Annotated in this window: 13 protein-coding genes; 7 read left to right on the top strand and 6 right to left on the bottom strand. The window is 73.2% G+C overall.

Going from position 1 to position 10,845, the window contains the following annotated elements; all coding sequences use genetic code 11:
- On the bottom strand, window positions 1-446 hold a 446-nt coding region (locus HF526_RS07565; RefSeq protein ID WP_338051353.1), incomplete at its 3' end, for a Rieske (2Fe-2S) protein.
- A 92-nt stretch (window positions 447-538) separates the two neighbouring features.
- Window positions 539-1,642 carry a magnesium/cobalt transporter CorA gene (corA, locus tag HF526_RS07560; protein ID WP_420821596.1) on the bottom strand — a complete coding sequence of 368 codons (1,104 nt, stop codon included), beginning with the start codon at window positions 1,640-1,642 and terminating at the stop codon, window positions 539-541.
- 264 nt (window positions 1,643-1,906) lie between these two features.
- On the opposite strand from corA, the gene HF526_RS07555 reads away from it, so the two are divergent.
- The gene (locus HF526_RS07555) at window positions 1,907-2,410 is read left to right on the top strand and encodes a MaoC family dehydratase (RefSeq protein ID WP_169380595.1); all 504 of its coding nucleotides are present in this window, start codon (window positions 1,907-1,909) and stop codon (window positions 2,408-2,410) included.
- Window positions 2,411-2,644: 234 nt separating this feature from the next.
- Here HF526_RS07555 and HF526_RS07550 read toward each other — a convergent pair whose 3' ends face one another.
- Window positions 2,645-3,040: an NUDIX hydrolase gene (locus tag HF526_RS07550; protein WP_169380560.1), complete on the bottom strand. Its 396-nt coding sequence runs from the start codon at window positions 3,038-3,040 to the stop codon at window positions 2,645-2,647.
- A gap of 100 nt (window positions 3,041-3,140) precedes the next feature.
- Here HF526_RS07550 and HF526_RS07545 point away from each other — a divergent pair, with 100 nt between their 5' ends.
- Genes HF526_RS07545 through HF526_RS07525 form a run of 5 tightly spaced genes read left to right on the top strand, consistent with a single transcriptional unit; the run spans window position 3,141 to window position 5,976 of the window.
- The gene (locus tag HF526_RS07545) at window positions 3,141-3,302 is read left to right on the top strand and encodes a hypothetical protein (RefSeq protein ID WP_169380558.1); all 162 of its coding nucleotides are present in this window, start codon (window positions 3,141-3,143) and stop codon (window positions 3,300-3,302) included.
- Between the two features lie 3 nt (window positions 3,303-3,305).
- Window positions 3,306-3,842: a PH domain-containing protein gene (locus tag HF526_RS07540; protein WP_169380556.1), complete on the top strand. Its 537-nt coding sequence runs from the start codon at window positions 3,306-3,308 to the stop codon at window positions 3,840-3,842.
- A gap of 30 nt (window positions 3,843-3,872) precedes the next feature.
- On the top strand, window positions 3,873-4,754 hold the full coding sequence (locus tag HF526_RS07535; RefSeq protein ID WP_169380554.1) for a PHP domain-containing protein: 882 nt from the start codon (window positions 3,873-3,875) through the stop codon (window positions 4,752-4,754).
- A gap of 53 nt (window positions 4,755-4,807) precedes the next feature.
- On the top strand, window positions 4,808-5,656 hold the full coding sequence (locus HF526_RS07530; protein ID WP_338051352.1) for a RecB family exonuclease: 849 nt from the start codon (window positions 4,808-4,810) through the stop codon (window positions 5,654-5,656).
- Window positions 5,653-5,976 (top strand): hypothetical protein, encoded by a 324-nt coding sequence (locus HF526_RS07525; RefSeq protein ID WP_169380552.1) that lies wholly within the window; start codon window positions 5,653-5,655, stop codon window positions 5,974-5,976. Before HF526_RS07530 ends, HF526_RS07525 begins: the two co-directional genes overlap by 4 nt.
- On the opposite strand, the gene HF526_RS07520 is transcribed toward HF526_RS07525, so the two are convergent.
- Genes HF526_RS07520 through HF526_RS07510 form a run of 3 tightly spaced genes read right to left on the bottom strand, consistent with a single transcriptional unit; the run spans window position 5,939 to window position 9,750 of the window.
- Window positions 5,939-6,757: an oxygenase MpaB family protein gene (locus HF526_RS07520; RefSeq protein WP_169380551.1), complete on the bottom strand. Its 819-nt coding sequence runs from the start codon at window positions 6,755-6,757 to the stop codon at window positions 5,939-5,941. The two genes, HF526_RS07525 and HF526_RS07520, sit on opposite strands and share 38 nt — an antisense overlap.
- 50 nt (window positions 6,758-6,807) lie before the next feature.
- Window positions 6,808-8,052, bottom strand: a complete 1,245-nt coding sequence (locus tag HF526_RS07515; protein WP_169380549.1) for an Rv3212 family protein — start codon at window positions 8,050-8,052, stop codon at window positions 6,808-6,810.
- Window positions 8,053-8,055: 3 nt separating this feature from the next.
- Entirely contained in the window at window positions 8,056-9,750 is a 1,695-nt protein-coding gene (locus HF526_RS07510) for a DEAD/DEAH box helicase (protein ID WP_338051351.1), read from the bottom strand.
- 387 nt (window positions 9,751-10,137) lie between these two features.
- Here HF526_RS07510 and HF526_RS07505 point away from each other — a divergent pair, with 387 nt between their 5' ends.
- Window positions 10,138-10,824 (top strand): ferritin-like fold-containing protein, encoded by a 687-nt coding sequence (locus tag HF526_RS07505; RefSeq protein WP_169380545.1) that lies wholly within the window; start codon window positions 10,138-10,140, stop codon window positions 10,822-10,824.
- Window positions 10,825-10,845: the final 21 nt, after the last annotated feature.

Here is a 10,845-nt window from a genome sequence, read left to right as displayed (position 1 = left end):
TCGGTCGGGGGATCGGCGTCGATCCCGTCCAGACGCACCCACGCGAGGACGCCGTCGTCGTGCGCCGGTAGCGTCAGCCAGCCCGGACGGCCCGTGGGTCCGAGCGCGAGGCCGTGCCAGCGGCAGACCAGGCTGCCGTCGTGCACCGGCGCGTCGCACAGTGCGGCCCCGAGGTGCGGGCACGCCCCGGGGCCGACCCGCAGCGTGCCGTCCGTGTCGCGCCAGGCCGCCAGTTCGCGGCCGGCCACCACCCGCCCGAACGCCCGGCCGGGGCGGATCTCGCGGCTGCCGGCGAGGACGAACCAGCCGCCCGAGGGCAGCGCGGCGGCCCGCCGGGTGGCCGCGGCGATCAGCGGCGGCTTCGCCTCCGCCCAGGTCGGGGCCTGCTCGGCCCACGGCGCGGTGCGCAGGTGCCGCAGCGGGTTGCGCGGCAGGTGCTTGGTCACCTAGCCGAGGCTAGGACCCCGCCCGCGACCCGGCGACTCGACGCGGCGCCACCCGTCCCGCGCTCGGCAACGAGGCCTGCGCGATGCCGGTTCTACAGCCAGTCGTTCTTGCGGAAGTTGCGGTACAGCGTGCCGCAGATCAGCGCGATGAGGACCAGGACCAGCGGGTAGCCGAAGTCCCAGTGCAGCTCCGGCATGGTGTCGAAGTTCATCCCGTAGATCCCCGCGATCATCGTCGGGACCGAGATCAGGCCGGCATACGCGGTGATCTTCCGCATGTCGTTGTTCTGCCGCATGCTGATCTTCGCCAGCACCGCGTCGACGAGCGTGGTGAGCAGCTCGTTGAACCCGGCCACCCGCTCGGTGACGGTGACCAGGTGGTCGTCGACGTCGCGGAAGTACGATCGCACCTCGTGCGGGACCAGCGAGCTGTACCCCTCGGTCAGCTTGCGCACCGGCGTGACCAGCGGCGACACCGCCCGCCGCAGCTCGAGCACCTCGCGCTTCATCACGTAGATCTGCTCGGCGTCCATCGTGGAGCGCGGGGTGAAGACCTCGGCCTCCATCTCGTCGATGTCGTCCTCGATCGACTCGGTGACCTCCAGGTAGCTGTCCACCACCCGGTCGGCGATCGCGTGCAGGACCGCGGCCGGGCCGAGCGCCAGCTGCTCGGGGTCGGCTTCCAGCCTGCGCCGGACGTCCTGCAGCCCGGAGTGCTTGCCGTGCCGGACGGTGACGACGAAGTCGCGGCCCAGGAACACCATGACCTCGCCGGTCTCGACGATCTCGTGCGCCGTCGTCGGCTCCGCGTGGCCGACGTAACAGACCGTCTTGAGCACCATGAAGAGGGTGTCGTCGTAGCGCTCCAGCTTCGGTCGCTGGTGCGCGTGCACGGCGTCCTCCACGGCCAGCTCGTGCAGGCCGAAGGTGTCCGCGATGCCGGTGATCTGCTCGTCCGTGGGCTCGTGCAGACCGATCCAGACGAAGCCCTCCCCGCGGCGACGCACCTCGGCGATCGCGCCGTCGTGACTCCACCGGCCGGGCAGCCGCGTGCCGTCGACGTAGACACCACAGTCGACCACGTACGCCGACATGGGGACCCGCACCTTCGGCAGCACCGCGGGCTGGTGCCGGGTCAGGCGGGTGCGGGAACCGGCGGCGCGGATGACGGGCCGGAACGAAGACAGCTGCGGCACGGGGCCCTCCAGGCGAGAGGAACGGGCGGAGCCGCGGGTGGGCAGGGCTCCGAGTGACGACGCACGCGTCGCATCCCTGCCGGGCGCACCCGACCGTCAGCCGGTGGGCGTGTCCTCCTCGGCGGGGACGCGGCAGGTACTGCAACCGGGTGCTGCCTGCACCGCGCCCACCCCCTCACCTGTGATCAAGGCGTCCGGCCACGGGCCGGTCCGCGCGTTAGATTACCCGTCCAACAGTGGTTATCGGCGATGGAGGCGTTGACGTTGCAGTTCGGGCGGTACTACGAGGAGTTCGAGGTCGGGGCGGTCTACAAGCACTGGCCGGGCAAAACGGTCACCGAGTACGACGACCACCTGTTCTGCCTGCTGACGATGAACCATCACCCGCTGCACATCGACGCGAACTACGCCGAGGAGACGACGGACTTCAAGCGCAACGTCGTCGTCGGCAACTACATCTACTCGCTGCTGCTGGGCATGTCCGTGCCGGACGTCTCGGGCAAGGCCATCGCCAACCTGGAGGTCGAGTCGCTGCGGCACATCGCGCCGACCTTCCACGGCGACACGATCTACGGCGAGACCGAGGTGCTGGACAAGACCCCGTCGAAGTCCAAGGACGACCGCGGGATCGTCTACGTCGAGACCCGTGGCTACAAGCAGGACGGCACCGTGGTCTGCGTGTACCGGCGCAAGGTCATGGTGCCGAAGCGCTCCTACGGCGAGACGCGGGGCGGCGAGCAGCCGGGCCGCCCGACCCCGAAGGCCTGAGACCCGCGAGTCGCGGTGGTCCGGTGCCCGAGCCGGGGTCGGCCGGGCACCGGGACCACCCGATGCGGGCGCGCGACCCGTCGGATGCGCCGGCCGTCACCGCCGCGCGCGGACCCGGCCGTCGGCTGGATCACCGCGACCCGCGCGCGGGACTCGACGACTCGCCCGCCGGAAAGCGACGACTCGCCCGCCGGAAAGCGACGACTCGCGCAACGGAAAGCGACGACTCGCGGGTCAGCGGGGGAGGGCGTCCCACTCGCTGAGCGCGTCGAGCAGTCCCTCGACGAGCGGCAGCCGGGCCAGTGCCGCCGCGTCCACCCAGCGGGCGTCGGATGCGTCGTCACCGGCCCGCAGCTCTCCGCCGACCGCCTCACAGCGGTAGTCCGCGATGACGTACGGGCCGCGGACGACCCGGCCGACCAACGGGCCGGGCACCACGATCAGGCCGGTTTCCTCCGCGAGCTCCCGGACCACCGCCTGCTGGTCCGTCTCACCGGCCTCGACGCGCCCGCCCGGCACGGACCACCGCCCCCGTCCGGGTTCGTTCGCGCGCTGCACGAGCAGCAGACGACCCGCCGAATCCTGGACGATTCCCCCCACACAGGGGACATGTCGGCTACCCTCAGTCATCTCTCGGAACGGTACGCTCCCCGCGTGCCGGTACCCGTGGGGCAGCAGGTCCGGTAAGAATGATCATGTTGTCGTCCCTCGTGCCGGAACGGTGGTCCTGGTGAAATTGAAGAAGATTCTGACGCTGCTCGGAGTCGCTCTCGCCGTGTTCTTCATCGTCACCCAGCCCGCAGGCGCAGCCGCGTCGATCCAGAACATCGGCAACATCCTCTACAACGCCGCGCAGTCGGTGACGACGTTCTTCACCCAGGTCATCCACTAGCCGATGCTCGCTCCCCGCGAGATCGACGAGTACCTGCTCCCGACCGAGCGCCGGGTCATCCGGGTGCGCCAGCACTGGGCCGTCATGGGCAAGCACATCCTCCAGACGCTCCTGTTCCTGCTGGTCATGGTGGTCGCACAGCAGTACCTGCCCGCGAGCGCCATCGTCGACAACCTGACGTTCTACCTCGCGCTGGTCGCGGTGATCCGGTTCACCGTGATCACCATGCTCTGGTGGATCGAGCGCATCGTGATCACCGACAAGCGGGTGATGCTGGCCCAGGGCATCATCGTCCACAACGTGGGCATGATGCCGCTGGGCAAGGTCACGGACCTGACCTTCCGGCGCACCCTGATCGGCCGGACGCTCGGCTACGGCACCCTGGTCGTCGAGTCCGCGGGTCAGATCCAGGCGTTGAACCGCATCGACTTCATGCCCCGGCCCGAGGAGATCTACGAGGCGCTGTCCGAGCTCGTGTTCGGGGAGAAGGGCAAGACCCGGGCCACCGGCATGCTGTCCAAGCCCCGCTGGCGGCGCTGACCGGGGAGCGTCCTGGTTGACTTGGTCCCCATGACGTCCCCGGCCGGCCCTCAACGCATCGACCTGCACACCCACTCGACGGTCTCCGACGGCACCGACTCGCCCGAGGAGCTCGTCGGGATCGCCGCGGCGGCCGGGTTGGACACCATCGCACTGACCGACCACGACACCACCGGCGGATGGGACGCGGCGGCCGCCGCGCTGCCGGCCGGGATGCGGCTGGTGCGCGGTGCGGAGTTCTCCTGCGTCAGCCCGGACGGCCGGGGTGGGCGGGCTTCGGTGCACCTGCTCGGTTACCTGTTCGACCCCACCCATCCGGCCGTGGTCGCCGAGCAGGAGCGGTTGCGCACGGAGCGCCGGCAGCGGCTGCACAAGATGGCCGCACTGCTCGCCGCGGACGGCTACCCGGTGGACCCGGAGACGGTGTTCGCGAACCTGCCGCCGGGCACCACGGCGGGCCGCCCGCACCTGGGGCAGGCGCTGGTCGCCGCGGGCGTGGTGGGGTCGGTGGACGAGGCCTTCGCGGACCTGCTGCGCAACGGCAGCCGCTACTACGTGCCCACACCCCACACCCCGGTGGAGACGGCGATCGAGATGGTCCGTTCCGCGGGCGGGGTCGCGGTCTTCGCGCACCCGCTGGCCCGCCGCCGCGGCCGGGTCGTCGAGCCCGCCGTGATCGCGGACCTGGCCGGGATCGGGCTGACGGGCGTCGAGGTGGACCATCCCGACCACGTTCCCGAGGACCGGGAGCTGTTGCGCGGACTCGCCGGTGAGCTGGGCCTGGTGACAACCGGCTCCAGCGATTACCACGGCACGAACAAGTCGACGCCGATCGGCGTGGAGACGACCCGCCCGGACGCGCTCGAGGAGCTGGTCTCGAAGGCGGACGGGGTCGACGTGCTGGTCGGCTGAGACCGCCGCGGGTCGCCGGTGCGATCACGGCCGGGACGGCTACGGTGGCGTGCGTGGACGGCGGTCAGCTCGGGCTGGACTTCGGAGCCGACTTCGTGGCCCGGCCCCTGATCCGGGTCACCCCGGCCCGGCTCGCCGCCTGGGAGGGGTGCCCGCGCCGCTACCGGATGACCTACGTCGACCGGCCGGCGCCGGCGCGGGGCGGTGCATGGGCGCACACCACGCTGGGCGCCGTGGTGCACCTGGCGCTGCGCTCGCTGTTCGCGCTGCCCGCCCCACAGCGCACCCCCCGGGCCGCCGCGGCGCTGGTCGACCGGCACTGGACTGCTGAGGGCTTCCGCGACCGCGAGCAGGCCGCCGAGTACCAGGAACGCGCCCGCGGCTGGGTCGCCGACTACGCGGCCGACCTGGACTCCGACGCGGAGCCGGTGGGCGTGGAGCGCTGGGTGTCCGCGCCGGTGGGCACGATCGTGGCCGAGGGCCGCGTGGATCGCATCGACGAGCGCGGCGGGGAGCTCGTCATCGTCGACTACAAGACCGGCCGGCACGGGCTCGACGTGGACGACGCTCGCCGCTCGCCGGCGCTGGCGCTCTACGCGCTGGCCGCGCAGCGCGTGCTGCGCCGACCGTGCACCCGGGTGGAGCTGCACCACCTGCCCACCGGCCGGGTGCTGGCCTGGGAGCACGACGACGCGTCGCTGCGGGAACACCTGCGTCGCGCCGAGGCCACCGCGCAGCGGTCCGAGGACACCGCGACGGCGCTGGCCGCAGGCGGTGACCCGGACCTGCTCTACCCGCCGCGGCCTTCGGCCCGCTGCGCGCTGTGTGACGTCCGCAGGCACTGCCCGCAGGGGCAGGCTGCCGCGCCGGGCATCGAACCGTGGGCGGTGCTCGCCCCGTGAATCGCGCGCCGGCCCGCGGCCCTGCAGCCTCGTCACGCCGTCCCGGGCGGGGTGGGCGGCTGCTGCGCGGGACCGCCGGGGTGCTGGCCGGTGGTCTGGTCGTGCTCGCGCTGGTGTTGTTCGCCGGCTGGCTGATCGCCACCCGTACCGGCTCACCCGGCCCGGGGGGCGGGATGCTGATCGGGCACGGGCTCGGTGCGGTCGCGGCCGTCGCCGGGCAGGTCGTCGCCGACCGCCGCGCCGACCGGATGGGCGTGCTCGCGGCGCTCGGGGTGATCGTGGTCAGCGCGGTGGTGCTGGGCGCCTACTGGCTCGCCTGACGGCCAGCAACGCCAGTCGCAGCCCGCGCAGCGCAGCCGTCGCCGCCGCGTCGGACAGCGGCTCGAACACCGGCAGCACCGGCACGCCGTAGAGCCGTCGGGCCCACGCGGGCAGCAGGGCGAACGCCACGCCGGCCACCACCGTCCAGGCCGGCCGGGCCGGGGTGAGCAGCTCGACCCGGGTCGGCAGCGGGGGCGCGGCCAGCCGCAGTGCGGCCCGTCGCGCCACCGGGCTGGCCACCAGTTCCGGGCGGACGGCCTCGAAGTAGGCCTCCACCTCGGCCGCGCTGGCCGGCAGGTCGGTGGCCCCCAGCAGGGCACCGGCGCGGACCTGCTCGCCGAGGAACGTATCGAGTTCGGCGTCGTCGATCAGGCCGAGACGGCGCACCGCCCGGCCGAACGAGCTGACCTCGGTGACGTGCACCCAGCGCAGCAGGTCGGGGTCGTCGGCGGCGTAGCTGCGCCCGGAGACCGGGTCGATGCCGCGGACGTGGCGGTGCACGGCCCGGACCCGGGCAGCGGCCGCATCGGCCTGGGCGGTGTCACCGAAGGCCAGCGTGGTGACGTACTCCGTGGTGCGCCGCAGCCGCGGCCAGAAGTCGTCGGGGAAGCTGGAGTGCTGGTCGACGCCCGCCATCGCACGCGGGTGCAGAGCCTGCAGGAACAGCGCGGAAATGCCGCCGATGAGCGCGCCCGGGTCGCCGATCACCTTGCGGCTGACGGTGCCCGGCGGGAAGTAGCCCTGGGATCCGGTCGAGTCCTGCGCAACCGCCTCAGCCACCCCTCCAGCATGGCCCAGAACGTCGCGTGCGGCGCGTCGAGGATGCGCGGTCAGGGTCGCGGGGTGAGGGCCACCAGCTCGGGGCCGCGCTGTTCGAGGAGTACCGAACCCTGGGTGGCGAGGGCCACCGGGCCGGTCCAGCCGCTCCGGTCGACCGGGATCGTGCGGACGACCGTGCCGCGCGTGGGGTCGACCTGCAGCAGGCCGCCGCGGACCGGGAGCAGTAGCTGCCCGGCGTAGGAGGTGCCCGGGCCGAGCGTCCCGGCGAGCGTCCAGAGCGGGACGAGATCGGCGCGGTCCAGCGCCACCGTCCGAGAACCGGTCCACCAGTAGACGCGGCGCGCGTCGGCCGACACCCTCGCCACCCCGCCCGGCGGTGCGGCCGCGAGGTCGGTCGCCGGGACGTCGGAGGGGATGAGACCGACCTGCGTCCCGGACCGGTCGAGGATCTGCAGCCGGGCAGGTTCGGGCAGGGCCACCACGGCACGGTCGGCGGAGAGCGCGATCAGTTGAGCGCCGGCCGCGGGGAGCAGGACGGAGAACTCCTCCTGCGGCTTGCTCGAGTCGCCGGCGCCGTCCGGCTTGAGCACGGTGAGCCGGTCGGTGCTGTCGCCGGGACACCGCTCGATGACGCCGAGCCGGCCGGTGGTCATCGCGAACGAGCCGTAGGTACACCCGGTGCGGGGCTGCTGGCCGGGCTGTTCGGGAGCGCGGATCTCCCCGTACTCGAGGGTTTTGACCAGGTCCGACCGCCAGACCTCGAGGTAGTCGGTCCCCGTGGCGGCGACGAGCGTCCCGTTCGTCAGCAACCGGGTGCCCGGGCGGACGTCGGAGTTGCGCTGCGGCCCCCGCGCCCCGGTAGCGGCGTCGAGAGCGGTCAACTCGCTGCAGTACTGGCCGTTCTGGTAGAGCGCCAGTGCCCGGCCGAATCCCTCGCCGACCGTACACAGCGGCAGATCACGGGTGTAGCTCCAGCGCTGCCGCCCGGTCTCGGCGTCGCGGCCGACGACCGCCGAGCCGTCCCCGGTGACCACCCCCGGGCCGGCGACGACCGGCACCGGAGTGGCCGCACTCGGCGCCCGCCACGCCTCGACGAAGCCGTCGGGCACAGCGGCCGGGGCCGGGGGCGCCGCGGCGCCGGACATCGCCGGATCGGTGACCGACTCGGTGTTCGCCGCCGCGCTGTGCAGCCAGTAGAGCGCCGCGGCGGCGAACAGGACGACGACCAGCACGGCCGCGGCGACGATGTCGCCGCGGCGGCGCCTCTCCGGGGGTAGCGGGCGCGGGCGGAGCACCGATCAGCTGGCGGCGGCGTCCGGGCCGGACTGCTCCGAGCCCGTGGCCTCGACCTCGGCGCCGCCTGAGCCGTCCGAGCCGTTGCGGCGGCGGGCGCCACCACGGCGACGGCGGCGGCGCGGCTTGGTCTCCTCACCGGCCGGCGCGTCGGGGCCGGTCGCGGGGGCAGTGCCGTCGCCGGCAGTGCTGTCGCCGGCAGTGGCGACCGCGCCGTCGCCCTCGACGCCGATGGCCACGCCACCGCGGCTGCGGGTGCGCCGGCGCGGCTGGCGGGGCCGCCGAGCGTCGTCCCCGGCATCGCGGGAGCCCCGGTCCCGGCGCTTGCGCGGGCCGCCGTGGTCGCCTTCGGAGTCGACGTACTCGGCGTCGAGCCCGGCGCGGGTGCGCTTGGACAGCGGCAGCCGGCTGGTCGCGTCGGTCGGGATGTCGAGGTCGGAGTACAGGTGGTCGGAGGTGGAGTAGGTCTCCACCGGCTCGTCGATGCCGAGGCCGAGCTCGTCGCTGACCATCTTCCAGCGCGGGATCTCGTCCCAGTCGACCAGCGTGATCGCGACGCCCTCCTTGCCCGCGCGGCCGGTGCGGCCGATGCGGTGCACGTAGGTCTTGGCGTCCTCCGGGCACTGGTAGTTGAGCACGTGCGTGACGCCGGTCACGTCGATGCCGCGGGCGGCGACGTCGGTGGCCACCAGCACGTCGACCTTGCCGGAGCGGAACGCCCGCAACGCCTGCTCACGGGCGCCCTGGCCAAGGTCGCCGTGCACGGCGGCGGCGGCGAACCCGCGCGAGGCGAGGTCGTCGGCGACTCGCTGCACCGTGCGCTTGGTCCGCGCGAAGATCATGGTCAGGCCGCGCTCCCGGGCCTGCAGCACCCGGGACACCACCTCGACCTTGTCCATCGCGTGGGCGCGGTAGACGAACTGCCGGGTGCGCTCGTGAATGGAGCCCTGGTCGGCTTCCTCGGCCCGGATGTGCGTGGGGCGGTTCAGGAACGCGCGCGACAGCTGGATGATCGGGCCCGGCATGGTGGCCGAGAACAGCATCGTCTGGCGCTGCTCGGGCAGCATCCGCAGGATGCGCTCGACGTCGGGCAGGAAGCCCAGGTCGAGCATCTCGTCGGCCTCGTCGAGCACCAGCGCGCTGACGCGGCCCAGCACCAGGTGGCGCTGCTCGGCCAGGTCGAGCAGCCGGCCCGGGGTGCCGACGACGATGTCCACGCCCTTGTGCAGCGCGGCGAGCTGGGGCTCGTAGGCGCGGCCGCCGTAGATCGCGGTGACCCGGACGCCGAGGTGCCTGCCGGCGTCGGCGATGTCCTTGGTCACCTGCACACACAGCTCGTGGGTGGGCACCACGACCAGTGCCTGCGGCACGTCCTTGCTGCGGTCGGCGGTATCGCCGTGGGCATCGGCGGCGGCGCGCTCGGCCGGCGGGATCAACCGCTGCAACAGTGGCACGCCGAACCCGAGGGTCTTGCCGGTGCCGGTGCGGGCCTGGCCGATGACGTCCTCGCCGGCGAGCGCCAGCGGCAGGGTGAGTTCCTGGATCGCGAAGGTCCGCTCGATGCCGGCCTCGGCCAGCGCGCGGACGATCTCCGGGCGGACGCCGAGCTCGGCGAAGGTGGGGGAGTCGTCCCGGACGGGGGCACCGGCGGTCAGCGGGTGCGCTTCGTCGAGACCGTCCTCGGCGGGGGAGCCATCCACCGAGGCAGTGCCGCTGCCGGGGGCCTGCTCGGCGGGATCCGAGGATTCGTTGTGGTCGGACGGTGTGTCGTTCTGGACGGACAGGATGATCGCCTCTCTCCGCGCACAGGAGCCCGGAATCGGCTCATCGACCACCGGCGTTTCTGCACGCTCAGGTGGGAGAACCGACGAGGCGCTGTACGCACCATGTCGTTGCGGGTCGGCTCCGCGAACGTCGAGCCGGCTCCGCCGGTAGTGTGCGCGCGCCCATCAGGGTGCTGCGCTGAGTCACATGGTACCGGAAGGGGTCCTCCACGGGGACCCGGCGCGGTCAGCGGGTCGGGTGACGCGCACTGCCACGGCTCCGGGCGGGCCCGGCAGCCGTTCCGGACACTAGGCTCCCGTCCCATGGTGGGTGACGTGGGCACCGGTGGGGTCGCCGCTACCGGAGAGCCGGTGCCGGCACGGGCGACGATCGATCTGCTCGGGGTGATCGCCTACGGCGAGCTGTCGGCGTTCGACCGGCTCGCGGCGGACGCGCGCACCGCGCCCACGCTGAGCGGGCGGGCGCAGCTGTCGGCCATGGCCGCCGCCGAGATCGGGCACTTCCGGCTGCTGGAGGATCATCTGCGCGGGCTCGGCGTGCCGGTGGAGGAGGCGATGGCGCCGTTCGTGGCGCCGCTGGACTCCTACCACGCCTCGACGGCCCCGCGCAGCTGGCTGGAGTCGCTGGTGAAGGCGTACGTGGGCGACGGCCTGGCGGCCGACTTCTACCGTGAGATCGCCGGCTGGCTGCCCGGCCCGACCGGTGAGCTGGTGCAGCAGGTGCTGGCCGACACCGGGCACAGCGCGTTCGCCGAACGCGAGGTGCGGGCGGCGTGCGCGGCCAACCGGCAGGCGCGCGACCGGCTCGCGCTCTGGGGCCGCCGGTTGCTCGGCGAGGCCGTCACCCAGGCCCAGCACATCGTGGCCGAGCGCGACGAGCTGGCCGAGTTCATCGTCAGCGGTTCCGGCGACCTCGCCGGGATCGCGACGCTGATCAAGCGGCTGCAGTCCAACCACGGCAAGCGGATGGCCAGCCTCGGCCTGGCCTGAACCCGGTGCGGTGTTCGCGCC

It is taken from the genome of Pseudonocardia acidicola, assembly GCF_012911935.1.
Lineage (GTDB): Bacteria > Actinomycetota > Actinomycetes > Mycobacteriales > Pseudonocardiaceae > Pseudonocardia > Pseudonocardia acidicola.
The sequence above is the reverse complement of the archived record's forward strand: the minus strand, read 5'-3'. Positions and strand labels throughout refer to the sequence as shown.